The 19,934-nt window shown below is 66.6% G+C and carries 19 protein-coding genes; 13 read left to right on the forward strand and 6 right to left on the reverse strand.

Features of this window, described 5'->3' with window-relative positions; translation table 11 throughout:
• Positions 1-2: 2 nt before the first annotated feature.
• Positions 3-866, reverse strand: a complete 864-nt coding sequence (locus tag VEC57_18075) for an alpha/beta hydrolase (GenBank protein ID HYC01048.1) — start codon at positions 864-866, stop codon at positions 3-5.
• A gap of 92 nt (positions 867-958) precedes the next feature.
• On the opposite strand from VEC57_18075, the gene VEC57_18080 reads away from it, so the two are divergent.
• From VEC57_18080 to VEC57_18105, 6 genes are all read left to right on the forward strand, one after another.
• Positions 959-3,298 carry a thioredoxin domain-containing protein gene (locus VEC57_18080; protein ID HYC01049.1) on the forward strand — a complete coding sequence of 780 codons (2,340 nt, stop codon included), beginning with the start codon at positions 959-961 and terminating at the stop codon, positions 3,296-3,298.
• 108 nt (positions 3,299-3,406) lie between these two features.
• Entirely contained in the window at positions 3,407-4,774 is a 1,368-nt protein-coding gene (locus VEC57_18085) for an ATP-binding protein (protein ID HYC01050.1), read from the forward strand.
• A 151-nt stretch (positions 4,775-4,925) separates the two neighbouring features.
• Positions 4,926-5,762, forward strand: a complete 837-nt coding sequence (locus VEC57_18090; GenBank protein HYC01051.1) for a DUF5715 family protein — start codon at positions 4,926-4,928, stop codon at positions 5,760-5,762.
• The gene (locus VEC57_18095) at positions 5,759-6,475 is read left to right on the forward strand and encodes a gamma-glutamyl-gamma-aminobutyrate hydrolase family protein (protein HYC01052.1); all 717 of its coding nucleotides are present in this window, start codon (positions 5,759-5,761) and stop codon (positions 6,473-6,475) included. The genes VEC57_18090 and VEC57_18095 overlap by 4 nt, the downstream gene beginning before the upstream one ends.
• Positions 6,472-7,422 (forward strand): TIGR03560 family F420-dependent LLM class oxidoreductase, encoded by a 951-nt coding sequence (locus VEC57_18100; GenBank protein ID HYC01053.1) that lies wholly within the window; start codon positions 6,472-6,474, stop codon positions 7,420-7,422. Before VEC57_18095 ends, VEC57_18100 begins: the two co-directional genes overlap by 4 nt.
• Before the next feature lie 108 nt (positions 7,423-7,530).
• Positions 7,531-8,163 (forward strand): outer membrane beta-barrel protein, encoded by a 633-nt coding sequence (locus tag VEC57_18105; protein HYC01054.1) that lies wholly within the window; start codon positions 7,531-7,533, stop codon positions 8,161-8,163.
• Here the strand turns inward: VEC57_18105 and VEC57_18110 are convergent.
• Positions 8,151-9,476 (reverse strand): hypothetical protein, encoded by a 1,326-nt coding sequence (locus tag VEC57_18110; GenBank protein HYC01055.1) that lies wholly within the window; start codon positions 9,474-9,476, stop codon positions 8,151-8,153. The two genes, VEC57_18105 and VEC57_18110, sit on opposite strands and share 13 nt — an antisense overlap.
• 336 nt (positions 9,477-9,812) lie before the next feature.
• Between VEC57_18110 and VEC57_18115 the strand changes: the two genes are divergently transcribed.
• The 5 genes from VEC57_18115 to VEC57_18135 all read left to right on the forward strand — a co-directional run bounded on the left by VEC57_18115 (position 9,813) and on the right by VEC57_18135 (position 13,850).
• Entirely contained in the window at positions 9,813-10,358 is a 546-nt protein-coding gene (locus VEC57_18115; protein ID HYC01056.1) for a porin family protein, read from the forward strand.
• 70 nt (positions 10,359-10,428) lie between these two features.
• Complete coding sequence (locus tag VEC57_18120) at positions 10,429-11,157, forward strand: outer membrane beta-barrel protein (GenBank protein ID HYC01057.1); 729 nt, start codon at positions 10,429-10,431, stop codon at positions 11,155-11,157.
• A gap of 58 nt (positions 11,158-11,215) precedes the next feature.
• Entirely contained in the window at positions 11,216-11,881 is a 666-nt protein-coding gene (locus tag VEC57_18125) for an outer membrane beta-barrel protein (GenBank protein HYC01058.1), read from the forward strand.
• Between the two features lie 299 nt (positions 11,882-12,180).
• Positions 12,181-12,900, forward strand: coding sequence for an outer membrane beta-barrel protein (locus tag VEC57_18130; GenBank protein HYC01059.1), 720 nt, complete (start codon positions 12,181-12,183; stop codon positions 12,898-12,900).
• A 266-nt stretch (positions 12,901-13,166) separates the two neighbouring features.
• On the forward strand, positions 13,167-13,850 hold the full coding sequence (locus VEC57_18135) for an outer membrane beta-barrel protein (protein ID HYC01060.1): 684 nt from the start codon (positions 13,167-13,169) through the stop codon (positions 13,848-13,850).
• Positions 13,851-13,952: 102 nt separating this feature from the next.
• Here the strand turns inward: VEC57_18135 and VEC57_18140 are convergent, their stop codons facing one another.
• From VEC57_18140 to VEC57_18155, 4 genes are all read right to left on the reverse strand, one after another.
• A complete protein-coding gene (locus tag VEC57_18140) occupies positions 13,953-14,786 on the reverse strand; it encodes an outer membrane beta-barrel protein (GenBank protein ID HYC01061.1) in 834 nt (277 codons plus the stop codon).
• Between the two features lie 123 nt (positions 14,787-14,909).
• Positions 14,910-15,575, reverse strand: a complete 666-nt coding sequence (locus VEC57_18145) for a TetR/AcrR family transcriptional regulator (protein ID HYC01062.1) — start codon at positions 15,573-15,575, stop codon at positions 14,910-14,912.
• Between the two features lie 18 nt (positions 15,576-15,593).
• Positions 15,594-16,457 carry a MaoC/PaaZ C-terminal domain-containing protein gene (locus VEC57_18150; GenBank protein HYC01063.1) on the reverse strand — a complete coding sequence of 288 codons (864 nt, stop codon included), beginning with the start codon at positions 16,455-16,457 and terminating at the stop codon, positions 15,594-15,596.
• A 95-nt stretch (positions 16,458-16,552) separates the two neighbouring features.
• Positions 16,553-17,464 (reverse strand): SDR family oxidoreductase, encoded by a 912-nt coding sequence (locus tag VEC57_18155; protein ID HYC01064.1) that lies wholly within the window; start codon positions 17,462-17,464, stop codon positions 16,553-16,555.
• 68 nt (positions 17,465-17,532) lie between these two features.
• On the opposite strand from VEC57_18155, the gene VEC57_18160 reads away from it, so the two are divergent.
• The gene (locus VEC57_18160) at positions 17,533-18,666 is read left to right on the forward strand and encodes an acyl-CoA dehydrogenase family protein (GenBank protein ID HYC01065.1); all 1,134 of its coding nucleotides are present in this window, start codon (positions 17,533-17,535) and stop codon (positions 18,664-18,666) included.
• 31 nt (positions 18,667-18,697) lie between these two features.
• Positions 18,698-19,894 (forward strand): acyl-CoA dehydrogenase family protein, encoded by a 1,197-nt coding sequence (locus VEC57_18165; protein HYC01066.1) that lies wholly within the window; start codon positions 18,698-18,700, stop codon positions 19,892-19,894.
• The last annotated feature ends 40 nt before the right edge of the window (positions 19,895-19,934 follow it).

Raw genomic sequence — 19,934 nt, forward strand, 5'->3', positions numbered from 1 at the left:
CGTCAGCGCGGGCGTTGCAGGAACGAGACGATGTCGTCGAAGACGGGCGCCAGCAGGAAGCCGACCTTGTGCGACAGGGCGCCCAGGATGTTCGTGTGGGTCAGCGTGTCGTAGAAGATCGCGCGAACCTGCCCGCCCGCCTCGCGCACCGCGCTCGCCATGCGAGCGCTGTTGTTCGGATGGACCGTCCGATCGCGGCGGCCGTGCAGGAGCAGCATCGGTGGTAGACCGGCCCGCACGTACCGGATCGGCTGCGCTTCGATGTGGCGCTCCTCCTCCCCGAAGATCGCGCGCAGCGAGTCTCCCTTGATCGGATAGAAGTCGAAGGGCGTCGACATCAGCACCAGCCCCGCGACCTTGTTCGCGCCGTTGCCGTGCGGCTGCAGGTAGCGCTGGTCCATCGCGGCCAGCGACGCGATGTGCCCGCCGGCGGAGTGACCCATCAGAAAGATTCGGGACGGATCGATCCCGTATGCCGGCAGATTGGCGACCGCCCAGGCGATGGCGGCGGCGCCGTCCTCCACGAAACCTGGAAAGTGGACGTCCGGGAACTTGCGGTAGTCGCAGACCGCGCAGGCGAATCCGGCCGACACCATTGCCCGCGCCACGAAGCGGTACTCGCTCTTGCGCCCGAAGCTCCAGCGCCCGCCGTGGAAGAAGACCACGGCGGCGCACGGGGCGGCCGCAGCGGAGGGCGGAAGGTAGAGGTCGAGCCGCTGCAGCGGACCGTTGCCATAGGGCAGATCGAGATGCTCGACGCAGTCGCCGTCGCCGGCCAGGACGTCCAGCGCGGCCAGCGGGTCGCGCCGAAGAATCGGCAGGATCCGCGCAACGTCGAGCGCGGCGGTGACGGCTCGCTTGACCATGACCGTTTGTACTCCGGACGCGCGCTTTCTCCGAGCAGGTTTTTTTCGCTGTCGTTGGTGCCTCCGAACCGCCGCGAGGACAATGCGGCGCGATGCTGCAGTCTGTTCCACCGTCGCCCACGCGGCGTCACCGCCGATGGGTGTGCGCCGCGGTGCTCGCGGCTCTGGTGCTGGGCTGTCGCGGTCAGAAGGAGACGCAGGCACCGTCGCCCTTGGAGAACCCCGCGCTGCCAGGCCTGCAGGCGCACGCGACGCTGGTCGAGCGGTTGGAGCTCGAGCGCGAGGCCAAGGGACCGGCTTACCGGCCACGCACCCGCCATCTCACGGCTGACGGGCGGCCCCGATTCACCAACCGGCTGATCCTGGAGACGAGCCCGTACCTGCTGCAGCACGCCCACAATCCGGTCAGCTGGTTTCCGTGGTCGGATGCGGCCTTCGAGCGTGCCGCGCGCGAGGACAAGCCCGTCCTGCTCTCGATCGGCTATTCGACCTGCCACTGGTGCCACGTGATGGAGCGCGAGTCGTTCGAGGACGAGGAGATCGCGCGGCTGATCAACGAGCGATTCATCGCGGTCAAGGTGGACCGCGAAGAGCGGCCGGACGTCGACGGCCTCTACATGACGGCGGTTCAGATGCTGCGCGGTAGCGGCGGCTGGCCGATGACGCTGGTGCTGACTCCGCAGCGCGAGCCTTTCTTTGCCGCCACCTACATCCCGGCGCGCGACGGCGATCGCGGGGCGCCCCAGGGCTTCCTGACAGTGCTGCGGCAGCTGGCCGACTCCTACGCGAGCGAGCGCGACGCGGTCGTTGCCCATGCGGGGCAGCTCAGCTCTCGCATCGCGCAGGCAATGGAGCCGCCGCCGCCGGCGGGCGTGCCCGGAGCCGAAGCGATGGATGCCGCGGTGGCGCAGCTGACTGCGGGTTTCGACGCCGAGCATGGCGGCTTCGGCCGCGCCCCGAAGTTCCCGCAACCTTCCATTCTGGAGCTGCTGCTGCGGCACCATCGGCGCACGGGAAGCGCGTCCTCGCTCTCGATGGTCACGCGCACCCTGGATGCGATGGCCGCAGGCGGAATCCGCGATCATGTCGGCGGCGGCTTCCATCGCTACGCCACCGACCGCGCCTGGCAAGTTCCGCACTTCGAGAAAATGCTCTACGACAACGCGCAGCTCGCAGTGGTGTATCTGGACGCGTTCCAGGCCACCGGGCGCGCCGCCTACGCCGACATCGTACGGGAAATCCTCTACTACGTGGCGCGGGAGATGACCTCGCCGCAGGGCGCGTTCTACTCGGCCACCGACGCCGACAGCCTTTCGCCGCAGGGGCATGAGGAAGAAGGCCGCTTCTTCACGTGGACGCCAGCCGAGCTGGTCGAGACGCTGGGGGAAGATGATGCCGCGCTGATCGCATCGCACTATGGCGTCCGCCAGGCCGGCAACCTCGAAGGCCGCAGCGTGCTGTCGATTCAGAAGCCGCCGGCGCAGCCTGCCAGTCCGGACGGCATCCATCCGGATGAGACCGAGACGCGGCTGGCGCGAGCCCGTGCCCGCCTCTACCTGCAGCGTGCGAAGCGGCCGGCGCCGCTTCTCGACGACAAGGTCCTCGCCTCGTGGAATGGACTGATGATCAGCGCGATGGCGCGGGCGTCGTTCGTGTTGGCCGAGCCGGAGCATCTCGAACGTGCGTCGGCCGCGGCCGACTTCGTCCTGACCGAAATGCGCGACGGGGACGGGCGCCTGGCGCACGTCCATGCGGGCGGCCGCGCCGGGCAGCCGGCCGTCCTGGATGACTACGCGTTCCTCATCCAGGCCCTGCTCGACCTCTTCGAAGCCAGCGGCCGGGCGCGCTGGCTGCAGGAGGCAGTGGGGCTGCAGCGTGTGCTCGACCAGCACTACGGCGATGAGGCGGGCGGCTACTTCCTGGTTGCCGCCGACCACGAGGCGTTGCTCGCGCGGGCCAAGCCGACCTTCGACGGCGCCGAGCCCTCCGGCAACGCCGTCGCAGCGCTGAATCTGCTGCGGCTGGCCGAGCTGACGCTCGACGACGCCTACCGCGAAAATGCCGCGCGCGTGCTGGGCGCCTTTGGACAGCCCCTTCGCCGATCGCCCGCCGGGCTGTCGAAGATGCTGAGCGCGCTCGACTTCTCGCTTGGACCGGTGCGGGAGGTCGTCGTCGTCCAGGCACACGGAGACGCAGGGGCGCAGGACCTGCTGGGCGTGCTCCGGCAGACCTACCTGCCGAACCGGGTCTACGTGCTCGTCCAACTCGGCCAAGCGGACCAGCGGCTCGAAGCGCTGGTGCCGCTGGTACGGGAAAAGCTCGCCATCGATGGCCGCGCCACGGCCTATGTCTGCGAGCGCGGCCGCTGCCAGAGGCCGGCTCAGGACGCTGGCCTCCTGGCCTCGCAGCTCCTGTCCGATGTCCCCCGTTAGCGAACTTTTCCCAACCTCTGCTGACTTGCCGGTCGATAGCGATTGCGCATGACCTCAGGTTGCCTGTTATAAGACCTTGGCTGGGGGGAAAGCGCTTTGCTGAGGTCGATGGTGGACAGCCTGACGACAGTCGCTGCAGGTTCAGCCGAGCCCACGGATCCTGAAACGCACGAGTTCGTCGCGCGTAAGTGGGCGCCGGTCCTGGCGGCGCGCACGATTGTCGGCAGCCGCATGCTGCTGGCGGGGATCTGCGCGTTCATCGCCGCCAGCCCCTGGGTCACCATCCCCGAAACCCGCGGCATCTACCAGACCCTTCTGCTGTGCCTGGCGGTGGTGCAGACGACCATCCTGTTCTCGATGTACCGCGACCGCAGCCGCACCCGGAGCGCCGACCTCGTCGTCATGGCTACGGTCGCGACCTGCGCCTTCATCGCTACCGCCGGTACGCTGGAAGGACGGACCGAAACGGTTGAGGTGCTGATCGTCGCCTATGCCATCGGCTGCGCCGGCCTGATGCCGTGGTCGGTGCTGCATCAGGCGGCACTGGCGTTCGGAGGCGCCCTGGCCATAGGCGCAAACGCCTACGCCGTCCACGGCAGCCTCCTTTATGGTATCGGGCTGCCGCGCGCGGTGTCGGTGTCGGTGACGCTGCTGCTGTCCGTGTACATCAGCTACGAGCTGGCCCGGCGGCGCATGGAGGCGGGGCGCGAAGAGCTGGCACGCATCCGGGCCGAGGAGGCGCTGCAGGCGCTCAACGCGCGGCTGGAGCAGCGCGTCGCGGAGCGCACGGCCGAGATTGAAGCGGCCAACGAGAGTCTTCGCTCCTTCAGCGCATCGGTGTCGCACGACCTGCGCGCGCCGGTTCGCGCCATCGGCGGCCTTGCCCACACGTTCCTGGAGGACTTCGGCGAGCAGCTGACGCCGGAAGCGGTGGCCCGCGTGACGCGCATCCACGACGCCGCCGGCCGCATGCAGCACATCATCGAGTCGTTGCTGCGGCTCGCTCAGGTCGTCCACGCACCGATGAAGCACGAGCGGGTCGACCTCAGCGAGATCGCGCGCAGCGTCGGCGAGCGCCTCGCCGCATCGGAGCCGACGCGCCGCGTCCAGCTCGAGATCCAGCCGGGTGCACGTGCGCACGGGGATGCGTTCCTGCTCGAACTGGTCCTGGAGAACCTGCTGAGCAACGCCTGGAAGTTCACGCGCGACCGGGAGGTGGCGCGCATCGAGTTCGGCGTGACGCTGCGCGATGGGCTGCACGTATATTCCGTGCGTGACAACGGCGTCGGTTTCGACCCGGCTGCGGCCTCACGCCTGTTCGGCGCATTCGAACGTCTGCACGCCGCCGAAGGTTACGAGGGCACCGGCATCGGCCTGACGACGGTCGAGCGCATCATCCAGAGGCACGGAGGCACCGTGTGGGCCGAATCCGTGCCCGGCAGCGGCGCAACATTCTCGTTCACGCTGGCGCCATGACCGCCGCGCCGCGGGGCCGACCGTATTGCGAACCGAGGTCAGCGGCGTACAATCGGTCGTTGGCACGATCTCCCGCCGATGACGTTCTGCCGGCGCGCAAGAGCGCACCGGCACGCAGGGCAGGCGAACACACGGTGTGCAGGTGTGGAGGATGAGACCGGTGAAGCTCTTCATGGCGGCTGCCGCGGGTGCAGCAATCCTGGGTGCAGACATGACTGCACACGCGCAGCAGGGCCGCGCCATGCTGGCCAGCCGGACCTCCAAGCCTGAGGTCTTCTCCTCGGCCGCTCCCCGGCAGAACGAATCCAAGAAGGACCATCTGGCGCGCATCTTTACCCGCAGCCTCGTCGAGGAGCTGTGGATGGAAGACTACGCCGACATCGATCGCGCCTGCGAGCGCGGCTGGCTCGTGGATGTGCCCGACGATCCGATCGGGCTCGGAGTCTCGATCCGCAAGAGCGGCAATTCGCCCGTCGGTGAAAAGGAGCGCGACCCCGTCAAGCGCCACAAGCTCTACCGTCTGGCAAAGCCGGCAGCCGGCCTTCTCTACCGGATCGCCGCGCGGCTGCGCGAGATCGAAGGCGACGCGTTCACGCCGCTGCAGGTGACGAGCCTGGTGCGGCCGTGGTCGTACCAGAAGCGGTTGATGGCCAGCAACGCCAACGCCAACACGATCAAGGCCGGCGTCCCGCCCACGCACGTGTTTGGGCTGGCCTTCGACATTCCGCGTGGAGACATGCCGGCCGCGCGCGAGCGGCGGCTGCAGGCGTACCTGGACGACCTGGCCGAGGACGGCAAGATCGTCTACTTCAAGGAGGGCCGCGCTCAGGCCACCTACCACGTCATCGCGATGCCGGCGGCGCACGGCGAGTTCGAAGCCGACTACCACCAGCTGTCGGCGCGCGCGGGATCGATGGCTACGGGTTCGGCGATGACCTGCGCGGGCAGCTCGAATGTCGAGCTCCTGCAGGACGAGATCTGGTGGTGAGCGGCCGGCGTACCGTCGTCGGCGTCACCGTCAACATCGACCGCGCCGGCCGTTGGCGTACCGGCCGTGAGTACGTCTACATCGCACGCGACTACGCACGCGCGCTGCGTTCCGTCGGCGCCGCTCCGGTGCTGCTCAGCCCCGACATCGATCCCGATGAGGCCTTTCGCATCTGCGACGCACTCGTCATCTCCGGCGGCGGCGACGTTCCCGCCGAGCTGTGGGGCGAGGAAGAAGACGAGAACGAGGCCACGCTCGAAGACGCCGAGCGCATGAGCTGGGAGCTGGCGCTTCTCGAGCGCTTCGTCGACGCCCGCCGGCGTGTCCTCGGAGTCTGCTATGGGATGCAGCTCCTCAACGTGTGCTTCGGCGGAACGCTGGTGCAGGACGTGCGCACGAGCAATCCGCGGGCGCTCGACCACGGCGGCGGCGACAAGATCACCAACCACGCCATCGCCATCGAGCCGGGGACGATGCTTTCGACCCTGCTCGGCGAGAGCGCGATGGTTTCCTCCTGTCATCACCAGGCCATCGCCAGGGTCGGCGATCCCTTCCGTGTCAGCGCCCGCTCCGGCGACGGCATCATCGAGGCGCTCGAATGGGAGCACGTGCTCGGCGTGGAGTGGCATCCGGAGATCGACGCCACGGCCGAGGCGATCTACCGGTTCGTGGTTTTGCCGGAGTCGGTGGCGTCGCCTAGAAGAGGGGAATGAGCACCAGGCACCCCTTCCGCATCGGCATCCAGACGGGCCAGCAGAACTACACGTGGTCGCAGCTCTCCGAGCTGTGGCAGAAGTTCGACCGCTGGGGATACGACTCGCTCTGGAACTTCGACCACTTCTATCCGATCTTCACGGATCCGACCGGGCCTTGCCTGGAAGGATGGACCACGCTGACGGCGCTGTCGCAGGTCGCGCCCACGGCGCGCATCGGCCATCTCGTCAACGGCAACAGCTACCGCAATCCATGCCTGCTGGCGAAGATGGCGGTCTCGCTCGACCACATCAGCAACGGCCGCCTGAACCTCGGCATCGGCGCCGGCTGGTTCGAGCACGAGCACCGCAGCCTCGGCTTCGAGTTCAAGCCGGTGCGGGAGCGGCTCGAGGCGCTCGACGAGGCCTGCCGCATCATCAAGGGGATGATGCGCGGCGACAGCGTCACGCTCGAGGGCAAGCACTACACGGTGCGTGATGCGATGGCGGTGCCGGGGCCGGTCCAGGCCGGCGGGCCGCCCATCATGATCGGCGGCGCCGGGCGCAACGTGCTCCTGCGCATCGTGGCCCAGTGGGCGGACATGTGGAACTACTTCGGCTCGCCCGCCGACATGGCCGATCTGGTCGGCGTCATCCGGCGCCATGCGGACAAAATTGGACGCGACAGCGACGAGATCGAGAAGACGGTGGCGATGCCGCTGTGCTATTCGGTCGACGCCGACCGGCAGGCCACGGTCTGTCAGATGCTCGCGCACACTTATCAGATGAGCCCGGAACAGGCGCGAGGCCGCATCATGATCGGCTCGCGCGACGAGTGCCTCGAGCGCATCGACGAGTACCGCAAGATCGGCATCAGCCACTTCATCTTCATGCAGTTCGGCCCCGTCTTCGAAGACGAGGTGCAGGCCTTCGCCGAAGAAGTCGCGCCGGCGGCGCGTGCAGCCTGAGAACAGTTTCGGCCGCCAGACTTGACACCTGGCCGCTGGTCCGCTGAAAGAACATGGAGCAAGGCCGTTTCGGGCCGCGCTTCCGTTTCCGATCGAAAGGAGGACCGAATGTATATCGGACGAGTTCTTGCACTCTCGTTGGCGGCGCTCCTGCTCACGGCTCAGGGAGCGACGGCCCAGGACGACGACCTCGGCGAGCTGACCACCAGGAAGCCGGTCAAGAAGCAGCAGACGGCCGCCGAGGAGCTGGCGGATCAGAGCCGCACGGGCGTCTACATCGGCGTGGGCGGCACCTTCGCGATCGAGAATTTCGGCGATCTGACCAGCGGCGGCGACTTCGAGAACGGCTGGGGCTTCAACTTCCGGCTGGGCCGCCGCATGCACAAGTTTGCGGCGCTCGAGCTCGAGGTCGAGAAGTTCGCCGGATTCGACGGTAACGCTGCCGAGGTCGATGGCTGGATGATCGGGCTCAACGGCCGCGGCTACTTCCTGCCCGGCCGCTTCCAGCCCTACGTCCTGCTGGGCGCCGGTTACGCGGATTACGAATTCACGGACAACACGCTGCCCAATCCGCCGCACGAGACGCACGACGGGTTCGGCATGCGCTTCGGAGGCGGCATCGACGTCTACGCCACCCAGACCGTCGTCGTTACCACCGACATCGCCTATATTCTCGGCGTCGGCGACATCAATGAGTTCGACGTCATCGCGCTGAGCTTCGGCATCGCCTACCGGCCCTGATCACCAGGCGCCCGGCTGCGCGCGGCCACTGCCGCCTGCAGCCGGGCCTCATCGCCTGCTCCCGTCGCAACCTCTCCCAGCAAGCCCTGCTCGCGCAGGAAACCGGCAATGGCTTCGGCCACGACGGCGTGGCCGCCTGCGGTCAGGTGCACGTTGGCGGGGAAGAATACGGGATCGGCCGCCGTGGCGCGTGCGGCGGCGGCCGAAAGGGCCGGCGTCGTGTCGAGGTAGGGAAGGCCCAGCTCCCGCGACCTCGTCGCAAAATAGGCACGAAGGCGCTCGCTGTACTGGCGCATCAGCCGCTCGATGGAAGGATCCTCGAAGCGTGCCACCGAAGCGTAGGCCGTATACGCCGACGGCAGGTACACGAGCACGGGCTGGAAACGGTGCTCCCGGCCCATCGCGCGCAGGCGCTCCAGACCTTCATCGAACAGGTCGGGCGTGATGCGCCCTTCGGCCAGCGCCTTGGCAAAAGTCACCTCGTCGCGGTCTCCGTTGCGGGAATTGAGCTCGAGGATCGTGCCGTCGGCGAGCCTGGCGTGGTAGCGGAAGTCGATCTCGCGCTTGCTGCTCTTGATGGCCATCCGCCAAGCCGACGCGGCAAGGAAGTTGATCGCAAGGCTATGGCGTCCAATTGCCGAGTCGCGCACGCCCGCGACGACGTGACAGGCGGCATCGGCGCCGAACGGACACACGTCGCGAGGGCCGCGGCCCTGGCGGGCGCTGCGATAGATCGATGCATCGCGGAAGTCGTTGCCTTCGTAGATCGTCACCACGACCACCCGCGGCGACTTCGCCAGCCCGAAGCGCTCGAGGAGCTGAAGGTATTCGTAGAGCCCGCGGTTGGGCAGCGCCAGGTTGTACGTCGACGTCCGCAGCATGGGCGCGATGCGGGAAACCCACGTGCTGTCGGCGGACACCGCGGTGCAGAAAGTCAGCGAGTCTCCCACGGCGACAAGGTCTGCCTGCGCAGGCGCCGGCGCGGGGTTGCAGAAGCCCGCGCCATCCATCCGCACCGTCTTGACCACGCCCGGCTCGTCCACGGTCCAGGTGACCTCGGCCTCCGGTCGGTAGACCCACAGGATGTCGGCCGGCCCGCCGTCCGTTCGCGGCACCAGTACCGTGTCCTTGCGCGTGGGGAATTTCAGGCTCGATGCCAGTTTCGAGCGCAGGCGCGGCTCGAACTGCTCGAGCACCTCGAGTGGGATGGCTCTCGGGACCAGGCGCAGGGCCAGTTCCAGGGTGGCCAGGAACAGCACGGTGGCAAGAGCGAAGGTCGCGAGCGCGAAGCGTCTGGACTGGCTGCGTGGCACGGTTGCGGGCTCGCGGTGGTGGCTTCTACGCACGCGACATGTGCGGCGCAACTGCAGGAGAATCCGAAGCATTGAGCAATGGCGCGGTGCGGCAGTTGTGCCCCCGAACGGTGGTCAACCCACGCCGGGGGTGCATTGCGCCCCTTATCCTGGCGGCATATAGTTTGCCGCGGTTGTAGGGCGGGCCCCTCGTGGAACACCTGCCCGGTTGCCGGCGCAGGCGGGTGAGCCCGTCCCGGCGAGCGGATGAGTGGTGGTGGCGATCCCAGGCCTCGATGGCCGTCAGACGGATCACTCCGTATCTAACAACTTGGACTGGAGGGAGGAGGCATGTCGGTGAAACGATTTGCAGCAGGGCTCACAGCTTTGTGCATCGCGGGTTGGGCAGCGGCGGCGTCGGCACAGACCGACGAAGGACGGTCGGGACCGTACATCGGCGCGGGCGCAACGTTCGCCATTGAAAACTTCGACAACAAGGCCGGCGGCGGCTTCGACAACAGCTGGGGCTACGACATCAAAGCGGGCTATCGCTTCAATCCCTTCTTTGCGCTGGAGGCGGAGTGGCAACATTTCACCGGTTTCGACGGCGCGGGTGACCCCGATCTGTGGATGATCGGCGCCAACGCCAAAGGCTTCATTCTCCCCGGACCGGTGCAGCCGTATGTTCTCGCCGGTCTCGGCTACGCCGGCAGCGACGAGCCCAACGGCGCCAATTCCAACAGCGAAACCGCGTTCGGTGCGCGCTTCGGCGCCGGCATCGACTTCTACGCTTCGCGCAACTTCGTGATCTACGCCGAAGCGGGGTACGTGCTCCCGTTCGGTGAGCTCGACCACTTCGGAGCCATACCTATCACGCTCGGCCTGCAGTGGCGCTTCTTCTAGACGCCGGCGACGCTGCGACAAACGGCATCGGAACCTTTCTCCGACGAAGGAAGAGGAGCAACGAGAGACGATGATGAGGAAGAAATCGCTCGCATCCCTGATCTGCCTGTCATTGCTGGCGGGGCTGACGTCGCTCGCGCATGCCGGCGCCTACGGTGAGGAAGAAGAGATCTACGAGAGCCCACGTCCGGCGCCCGCGCCGCGCCGCCAGGAGCGGGTGGAGCGGCGCCGTGAGGTCTCCGACTACGCGCGCAGCGGGCCCTATCTGCAGGCCGGCGGTGTCTACGCCATCGAGAACATCGACGCCGATGTCTTCGTGGCAGGCTTCCCCGGCCCCGGCGTCTTCGGCGGTGAGTGGGACGACAGCTGGGGCTACAACATCCGCGGCGGCTACCGTATCGGTCCGTGGGTGGCAGTCGAGGCGCAGTGGGAGCACTACCTCGATTTCGACTTCGACAAGGCGGACGTTCCGGTCGCCGGCGTCACCAGCGCCGGCCGCGATCTCGAATCCTACATCCTGACCGCCAATGGCAAGTTCTACCCGCTGCACGGAATGGTGCAGCCGTACGCGCTCATCGGCATGGGCTGGCACAACGCGCAGATGGAGCGCAGCCGGTTCCATGACTTCGACCACGATGCCTTCGCGTTTCGCTTCGGCCTCGGCGCGGACGTGTACTTCACGGACATGGTCGGCATGGCGGCCGAGGCTGGGTACGTGCTGCCGGTGACGGGAGAGCTGTCGGATCAGGACTTCGAGATCATTCCGATCAGCGTCAATTTCTTCGTACGGTTCATGTAGCAGCCGGGCAGTGACGGGCGATGTCCGGCCAAACGCGACGATGTGGAATGACCGGAGGATGAATCGCTCGCTCCATCTGTTGACGGCGCTGGCGCTGCTGTCGGCCGCAGCGCAGTCATTCGCCGGTGCCTACGGCCAGAGCGGGCATGCAGCCGGCAGGTCGCAGCCTGCGAAGGAAACGAGCGCGCTTTACGTGGAGACGCGAGTCCGGATCGACGATCCCGCCAGGTCCGGGCCGTATCTGCAGATCGGCGGGGCGTATGGCGTCGAGGCCCTCGACGTCGACGGATACGCAGCGGATTGGCAGGACTCGTGGGGCTACGACATTCGCGGCGGCTACCGGTCGCACGCGATGTTCGCGACTGAGGTCGAATGGCAGCACTACCTCGGCTTCGACGGCCGCCCATCGAGCGCCGCTGCCGGCAGCGGCGCCGAGATCGAGGCGTCGATGCTCAGCTTCAACGGCAAGCTCTATCCGATGAGCGGCCGTGTTCAGCCGTTCCTGCTGACGGGCGTCGGATGGCAGAACGTCGAGCAGAGACGGGGCTTCGAAGAGGATGGACTGTCGCTGCGCTTCGGCGCGGGTGTGGATGTCTATGTAACCTCCAACGTCGGCGTGGCCGTCGAGGGAGGTTATGTGTGGCCGGTGAGCTCGCAGCTTGCCGATGCGGAAGAGGTCAACATAATCCCTGTGAATGCGAGCATATTCGTTCGCTTCATGTAGGGACGGTGTCTGCGGGGTCGGTCGGCATGATCCGGCCCGGCCTTGCTAGCCCGGCGCATCTGCTACTCCTCGGATGTGCCGGTCATATGGAGGTTGACAGACCTCTGCTGGGACTTACGGGTGGGCACAGGAATTGATCCCTATGCCTTTTGCCTGTTAAGTTAGGAGTGTCCGATCGAAATCGATAGAGCGGAGACGCTTCCGAGATCGAATCACCACCATCGCGACCGTCCGAAAAGGAGGCCTTTTCCCGCAAGACGGTCGCTGTGCTGAAAATCGTAAGGGAAGGGAAGATCATCATGAACAAAAAATTCGCCTCGTTGTTTTGTGCCACCTTGATGGTCGGCTCCGCTTCGTTGGCGTTCGCCGGCGCGTACGGTGAGCGCGAGGAGCCGACGGAAATGCCGGCACCCGCGCCGGCACCGCGTCCTGCGCCGGAGCGTACCGAGGTCGAGGAAGAGTTCCGTGCCGGCCCGTACTTCGGCGTCGGCGGTCTCTACGCCATCGAGTTCTTCGACATTCCTCGCCGCAACGGCGGAGCTCCTTATGTCGTTCCGCGAGACGACGACGAGACTTACGACAACAGCTGGGGCTACAAGGCCTATGCCGGATATCGGGTCGCTCCGATGTTCGCCGTCGAGGCGATGTGGGAGCATTTCCTGAACTTCCGCAGCGATGAGGGTCCGGGGCCCGACAGGGGCGCCGATCAGTACGCCTGGATGCTCAGCGTCAGCGGAAAGTTCTTCCCGATCCAAGGGAATATCGAGCCGTACATCGGCTTCGGCGCGGGCTGGGAGTACACGGATGCGAAGGACCAGCAGAATCCGGTGTTCGGTGTGCCGCGTGGCTTCAACGGCGACGCTCTGGCTCTTCGGCCGGCGGTCGGCGTCGACTTCTACTTCACCGACAACGTAGGTATGAATCTCGACGTCGCGTACATCTGGCCGGTATGGGGCGACCCATCGTCTCGCGACATCGACATCCTGCCGTTCAGCTTGAGCGCGTTCTTCCGCTTCTAGGAGGCGGCAACCGCTTCGACACGAGGCCGGCCCGGGCAACCGGGCCGGCCTTTTTTCATGGTCGGCACGCACGTTCGCGACGCCGGTCGCGGTGCCTGCCGGCCATCCCGTCATGCAGGAGCCGCTGCCCGCTGGCGTTGCCCTCCTGGGCTTCGATAGCTAGACTCGAATTCGGACGCGCGGCGGTGAGGTGGCTCGCAACGAGGCGGTCCCATGGACCGGTGCTCAGCGGCTGCGCGAAATCAGCCACAGGAGGATCGAAGAAGATGAGGTTGAAGACCAGGTACGTCTCCGCGCTTTGCACCTTGGCGCTGGTTGGCACGAGCACGATGGCCTTCGCAGGCGCATACGGCGAGGACGAGACGGCCGTCGAAACGCCCGCTGCTCCTTCGGCTCCGCCAGCCACCGTCACCCAGACCGCGGCGCCCACGGAAATCCAGTACGGCATGGGCCCCTACGTCGGCATCGGTTATGCACTCGGCCTCGACAGCTTCTCCCCGGGCGACTTCATCCAGGACGAGAGGGCCAGCAACGGCTACAACGTCCGCGGCGGCTATCGCTTCCTCAAATGGATGGCGGTCGAGGCGCTGTGGGAGAATTACGTGGAATGGGACTTCGATCCCTTCGGCCATTTCGAAGCGTGGACAGCGACGGTCAATGGCAAGTTCATCTATGGAACGCACGCCGTGCAACCCTATCTTGCCGTCGGCGGCGGTCTGATGCGCGGCCAGCGCTCCTATCGCGACGAGAAGGGAAAGTCGGTCGACCCCAACGCCAACCGCTCCACCGATCGGGACCTGGACTTCCTCCTGCGTGGCGGAATCGGCGCAGACCTCTACCTGACGGAATGGCTCGCCATCAATCTGGAGGCCGCCTACAACTTGCCGTTCGGTGAGCTGGAGGATTACGATTTCGTCGGAATGACGGGAGGTCTCGGCTTCCACTTCTGATCGATCGTACGCGGCGTCGCGAGGCGAGCCCGCAATCGGCATGAAAAAAGCCCCGAGGCATCGTGCCTCGGGGCTTTTTCGTTGCAGCCGCAGGGTCGGCAGCTACTCGACGATGATGCCGCCGAAGTCGCCGCCGCCGCTGATCTCTCCCTGTCCGAAGAAGTCGTAGAAGCCTACGACCACGGTGGCCTGCACCGTGTCGACCGCCTGATCGAGCACATCGAAATAGCGCTGCCATTCGGTGCGGATCAGCACGTTGCGGTGCACGCGGAACTGCAGGCCGGCGCTGACCGTCAGCGCCTCGCCGCTGTCCTCGCGCGGCGAAAGTGCACGGCCGCTGCGGCCGACCAGACCGCAGTCGGTGCCGACGCCGGCGCTGCGGCAGCTGACGTCCTGATCGCTGTCGTAGATGAACACGCCGATGCCGCCGATGCCGGCAACCCACGGTGTGCCGAGGTCGTGCCACACACGGATGCGAGCCTCGATGCCGTTGGCCTCCACGTCGGCGTCGTCCTCGTCGCCGATGACGCCGCCGGCGTCCTCATCGGTGATGCTGAAGCCGCCGAGATCAGTGTAGCCGACTTCGAGGCCGCCCCATTCCGCGATGCGGTAGCCGCCGAAGGCGGTCCAGAGGAAGTCGCTGTCGTCGCCGACGTCGTCGACGGTGAAGCTCGGATCGTACGCGTCGGAATTGTCTTCGGCTTCCCAGAACGCCCAGCCAACGCCGCCGCCGGCGTAGAAGCCTCTCTGCTTGGCCTCCGGCTCTTCGGCCTTCTTCTCGCCGGTGGCGGGATCACCTGGCGCTGCTCCTTCGACGGCCACGCCGCCGGCCGGCGCTCCTTCGACGACGATGTCGTCGGCGGCCTGGGCCCGCGCTGCCAACACGAGCGCCAGCCCAAGAAGCGACGAGCCGAAAACCCATGCCCTCTTCTTCATCGATCTCCTCCTGGATTGTGTGTGCGTGGCGAAATGCCTCGTCCTGGAGGCATCCGTCACGCGATCGAGACGTCAGGATGACCTGCGAGTATTACCATCCAGCCCACCGGTGGGCAATGGCGCCTAGCTGGAGGACGGGCCTCGAGGACGTGCCAGTGCGCCCATGGCACGCACCAGCTGATCGCGCAGTACGGTGTCGGTCTTGGCCGTCCAGCCCGACGTCTGCGCCAGGAACGGCCGCAGCAGATTGAAACCGAGGACCGCGCTCATCAGCAGCGTGGTGGTCGCGGCCGCATCGGTTCGCGTGGCACCGGGCATGCCCTCGCGAAACTTGTCGATCATCGCGTCGAGCGCCGCCCGGTCGGGCTCGTGCGAGCACTCTTCGACCGTCAGCAGCCCCGTCAGAAGGCCCCATGCCAGAAGGCGAGCCAGCCCCGGCTTTCGAGCGAAGGTATCGAAGACCACGCGCACGGCCGGAGCGTCGGGGTCCCAGAAGTGACCGGCGTCCTGGATGCGGCGGATCTCGCGGCCCATTTCGCGCAGCGTGCGCTGCAGCACGGCACGCAGCAGGCCTTCCTTGCCGCCGAAGTAGTGATGGATCAGGCCGAAGGAGATGCCGGCCTCGCGCCCGAGCTCGGCCAGGCCGAAGCCGTCGGGGCCCTTGCTGTCGAGGAGGGCCTCGGCGGCATCGAGGATGTCCTTGATGGTCTGCTCGCGGTTGCGTGGCCGGGGGCTTCGCGCACCGCTGCCCGCGCGCGAAGCCCTTGCCGGTGTCGGACTCTTCGGCACTTCGTTCTCCGTGGCGCGTTACCGGATCGTCGCGCGAGCGTTCTTGACCACCGCCAGCCCGCGCTCCTTCACCTTGGCCTCGCACAGGATGTCGGTGTCCGACTCCTTCCACATCTCCACGACGATCGTCTCGCCCGGCATCACCGGCGCCGAGAACCGCGCCTTGATGGAACGGAAGCGCGTGGGGTCGCCGTCGCAGTAGGCGTCGATGATGGCGCGCCCGACGTTTCCGTACGTGCACATGCCGTGCAGGATGGGGCGCTCGAAGCCGCCGAATGCGGCGAACTGAGGGTCGATGTGCAGCGGATTATAGTCGCCGCTGAGGCGATAGATGATGGCCTGGTGCTGCAGCGTCGGATACTCGCGCACCTCGTCGGCTGGCCGCGACGGCGCCTCATTGCCCGCCGCCGGACCGGAGGGGCCGCCGAAGCCGCCTTCGCCGCGCACGAAGATGCCGAACTCGTTGCGGAACAGCGGCCTGCCGCTCTTCTCGTTCGTCACGGCCTCGAGCGTCACCAGCGCGCCCTTGCCCTTGTCGTAGATGCCGGTGACGGTGGCCGAGGTGACGGTCTCGGCGCGCGTCGGCACCTCGTCGCAGAGGATCTCGGTGGACTGCTCGCCGTGCAGGATCATCATCGGATTGATCTCGAAGCCCGGCACCGACAGCACCCCGGTCAGCGCAGGAAAGGCGGGGATGACGCCCCAGGTCGGAATGACCTTCAATTGGTTCTCGTACGTGTAGCGCAGGACGTTGTCGCTGACCGGCGACTCGCCCACGCCCACGCCGAGCCCGAGCGCGTAGAGAATGATGTCGCGCTCCTTCCAGTCGAAGGGCATGTCGGCCAGCTTCTGCCCCAGCACTCTGTTGACGTCGATCGACATGAAATCTCCTTTTGGAAGTGAATGCGTCGAAGAAGGAGTCGGCACCTTTCCCGGCCTGGCAGGAAAGGTGCCGAAACACTTCTCTGGCAGCGTCGTTACGCCAGGCAGTGCATCAACGTAGCCTGCGTGGACTCACCGATGGAGCGCAGGATCTTCGCATCGGTCATGTCGTTGATCTGCTGCCACGCGGCGGCGACGGATTCGACGCTGATCTCGTCCGGATTCATCGCCAGTCCCTTGCTGCGCAGCCACTCGATGCGCGAGATGGCGCCGGCGCCGACCTCGTAGACCTCGCCGTTGACGTCGATGTTCTCCGAGCACAGGTAGACGACCAGCGGCGAGACGCACTCGGGCTTGAGCTTCTCCAGGATGTTCGGCGGCATCAGCGACTCGGTCATGCGGCTGGCCGCCACCGGACAGATGACGTTGGTCCGGATGTTGTACTTCTCGCCTTCGAGCGCCAGCGTCTGTCCGAGGCCGACCAGCGCCATCTTGGCGGCCGAGTAGTTGGTCTGTCCGAAGTTGCCGTAGAGCCCGGAGGCCGAGGAGGTCAGGATGACGCGGCCGTACTTCTGCTCGCGCATGTGCGGCCACGCGGCCTTGCTGCAGTAGTAGGCGCCCTTGACGTGCACCGCGAAGACCAGATCCCAATCGGCATCGGTCATGTTGACGAACGACTTGTCGCGCAGGATGCCCGCGTTGTTGACCAGGATGTCGACCTTTCCGAAGGCGTCGAGCGCGGTCTGGATGATGCCGTTGGCACCTTCTTCGGTGGAGACCGAGTCGTAGTTGGCGACGGCGTTGCCGCCGGCGGCCTTGATGTCGGCGACGGTCTTGTCGGCCATCTCCGAGCCCTTGCCGGTGCCGTCGTGCTTGCCGCCGAGATCGTTGACGACGACGTTGGCGCCGTGCTTGGCGAACAGAAGGGCGTGCGCGCGGCCGAGCCCGCCGCCGGCGCCCGTGATGATGGCGGTGCGGCCCTTCAGGCCGAAAGAATCAGTAGCCATGGACGAAAATCCTCCGTGAACAGTGGGATGGCGGACCATATGCAGGGTCTTGCAAATAGTAAAATTGCGTGGGAAGACTCGCCGCCATGGATTTCGGCTTCAGCGACCAGCAAGAGCAGCTCAAGGCACAGGTGCGCCGCTTCCTCGACAGCGAGTGTCCGCTCGAGCGCGTGCGTCAGATCATGTCCTCCAGGGACGCTCACGACACCGCCCTGTGGACGAAGATCGCAGGGCTCGGCTGGCCTGCGCTGGCCATCGAGGAGCAGCACGGCGGGCTGGGTCTTGCGTGGGAGGATCTGATCGTGGTGGCCGAAGAGGCCGGTCGCACCCTTTTCCCGTCGCCGCTTCTTGCCAGCGCGGTGGCGGCTCGCGCGATCGGAACGTTGGGAAGCGAGCGTCAGAAAGGGCGCTGGCTACCGGCGATCGCCTCGGGAGAGACCATCGCGACGCTGGCCGTGCTCGAAGAGAGCGACGATCTTTCCGAGGCCGGCGTGGAGACCGTGGCCGAGGCCAGCGGTGAGCAGATCGTGCTCAACGGGACCAAGATGTTCGTCGGCTACGGCCAGTCTGCGCAGCTGCTGCTCGTGGCCGCGCGCGAGAAGGGCGGCACGAGCCTGTTCGCCGTCGCCAGCGACGCTGCCGGAGTCACGGTGACGCCGCAGCGTCTGGTGGATCAGACCAGCCGCGTGGCGCAGATTTCGCTGGAAGGCGTCGTCGTCGACGCCGCCGATCGTCTGGGCGAGCCCGGCGCCGCCTGGAGCGACATCGCCAAGGTGCTCGACGCCGGCACGGTGGCGATGTCGGCCGAGATGGTGGGCGCCGCCGACGCGGCCTGCAGGCTGGCAACCGAGTACGCCAAGGTTCGCAAGCAGTTCGGGCAGCCGATCGGCAAGTTCCAGGGCGTCAAGCACAAGCTCGCCGAGATCTTCGTCGACATCGAGTCGGCGCGATCGCTCGTGTACTTTGCCTCCTGGGCCGTGGATCACCTGCCCGATGCTCGCGGCCACGTGTCGATGGCCAAGGCATACGCTTCGCAGGCGCTGGACCGCGCCGGCGAGGAATGCATCCAGATCCACGGGGCCATCGGCTACACGTGGGAGTGCGACGCGCACCTGTACTACAAGCGCGGCCGCTATTGCCGCAATCTGGCGGGATCGCCGGAATATCATCACGAGCGGCTGCTGGCCGCGCAGGGACTGTAGGCGGAAGGCCGGCGCCGCAAGGAAAGCGCACATGGATTTCTCGTTCACCGAGCAGGAAGAGGCGTTTCGTCGCGAGGTCCGCGAGTTCCTTGCCAGCGCCAACCCGAATGCGGACGGCAGCTCGGCCGATGGCGAAGACATCGAGTCGGCCATGGACCGCCTGCCCAAGCTGCTTGCCTGGAACCAGGCGCTCTACGAGAAGGGCTGGGTCGGCTTCTCGTGGCCGAAGGAAGTCGGAGGTGGCGGCGGCGGACTGATCGAGCAGATGATCCTGAAGGAAGAGACCGGCAAGGCGCGCGCGCCGATGCTGGGGCTTTCGTACATGGGCCTTGCATGGGTCGGCCCCGGCATCATCAAGTACGGCACCGAAGAGCAGAAGCAGCGTTTCATTCCGCCCATCCTGAAGGCGCAGGAGCACTGGTGCACGGGCTACTCCGAGCCCGGCTCGGGAAGCGACCTTGCCTCGCTGCAGTGCAAGGCCGAGCGCGACGGCGATCACTACGTCATCAACGGGCAGAAGATCTGGACGTCGCTGGCGATGTGGTCGCAGTGGATGATCCTGCTCGTGCGCACCGATCCGAGCGCCGCCAAGCACCTGGGCATCACGTGCCTGCTGGTGCCGATGGACTCGCCGGGCATCGAGGTGCGCCCGATCAAGGCGATGAGCGGCGAGACGCCCTTTGCCGAGGTCTTCTTCACCGACGTGCGCGTGCCGGTGGGCAACCGCCTGGGCGCCGAAGGGCAGGGCTGGGACGTCACCAAGCATGCGCTGGCCAACGAGCGCAGCTCGATCGCGGAGGTCACGGCGATGTCCCATGCGCTCGAGGACCTCAAGGACCTGGCCCGGCGGTGCAGAAGCAACGGCCGCTACGCGATCCACGATCCGCTGATCCGCCAGCGCCTGGCGCGCATGGAGACGATGATCGAGGCCATGCGTCTGACGGGCCTTCGCTTCCTGACGCGCCAGCTTCGCGGACAGGAGGTGGGCGCGGAGACTTCGGTGAACAAGCTGCTGCGTGCCGAGCTCGAGGTCGAGATCGGGCGCCTGTCCACGGAGATCCAGGGACGCTTCGGCGCCCTCGCCAAGGGTGCCCCCGGCTCGATCGACAAGGGCAAGTGGCAGAAGCAGATGCTGTCGTGGCCGGCCTACGTCATCGGCGGCGGCACGCCCAACATCCAGAAGAACGTCATCGCCGAACGCCTGCTCGGCCTCCCCCACGACGTCTGAAACGGGGCTTGCGTTAGCGTTTCTCGCGGCGCGGCGGAAC

Source organism: Candidatus Limnocylindrales bacterium, from assembly GCA_035626395.1.
Classification (GTDB): domain Bacteria; phylum Desulfobacterota; class Binatia; order UBA1149; family CAITLU01; genus DASPNH01.

What these genes read in the sequence shown, in the direction of transcription:
- VEC57_18130 (HYC01059.1), top strand. Translation starts at nt 12,181, where the DNA reads ATGAACAAAAAATTCGCCTCGTTGTTTTGTGCCACCTTGATGGTCGGC.
- VEC57_18150 (HYC01063.1), bottom strand. Translation starts at nt 16,457, where the DNA reads ATGTCGATCGACGTCAACAGAGTGCTGGGGCAGAAGCTGGCCGACATG.
- VEC57_18165 (HYC01066.1), top strand. Translation starts at nt 18,698, where the DNA reads ATGGATTTCTCGTTCACCGAGCAGGAAGAGGCGTTTCGTCGCGAGGTC.
- VEC57_18090 (HYC01051.1), top strand. Translation starts at nt 4,926, where the DNA reads ATGAGACCGGTGAAGCTCTTCATGGCGGCTGCCGCGGGTGCAGCAATC.
- VEC57_18140 (HYC01061.1), bottom strand. Translation starts at nt 14,786, where the DNA reads ATGAAGAAGAGGGCATGGGTTTTCGGCTCGTCGCTTCTTGGGCTGGCG.
- VEC57_18075 (HYC01048.1), bottom strand. Translation starts at nt 866, where the DNA reads ATGGTCAAGCGAGCCGTCACCGCCGCGCTCGACGTTGCGCGGATCCTG.
- VEC57_18100 (HYC01053.1), top strand. Translation starts at nt 6,472, where the DNA reads ATGAGCACCAGGCACCCCTTCCGCATCGGCATCCAGACGGGCCAGCAG.
- VEC57_18085 (HYC01050.1), top strand. Translation starts at nt 3,407, where the DNA reads ATGGTGGACAGCCTGACGACAGTCGCTGCAGGTTCAGCCGAGCCCACG.
- VEC57_18105 (HYC01054.1), top strand. Translation starts at nt 7,531, where the DNA reads ATGTATATCGGACGAGTTCTTGCACTCTCGTTGGCGGCGCTCCTGCTC.
- VEC57_18135 (HYC01060.1), top strand. Translation starts at nt 13,167, where the DNA reads ATGAGGTTGAAGACCAGGTACGTCTCCGCGCTTTGCACCTTGGCGCTG.
- VEC57_18120 (HYC01057.1), top strand. Translation starts at nt 10,429, where the DNA reads ATGATGAGGAAGAAATCGCTCGCATCCCTGATCTGCCTGTCATTGCTG.
- VEC57_18155 (HYC01064.1), bottom strand. Translation starts at nt 17,464, where the DNA reads ATGGCTACTGATTCTTTCGGCCTGAAGGGCCGCACCGCCATCATCACG.
- VEC57_18125 (HYC01058.1), top strand. Translation starts at nt 11,216, where the DNA reads ATGAATCGCTCGCTCCATCTGTTGACGGCGCTGGCGCTGCTGTCGGCC.
- VEC57_18080 (HYC01049.1), top strand. Translation starts at nt 959, where the DNA reads ATGCTGCAGTCTGTTCCACCGTCGCCCACGCGGCGTCACCGCCGATGG.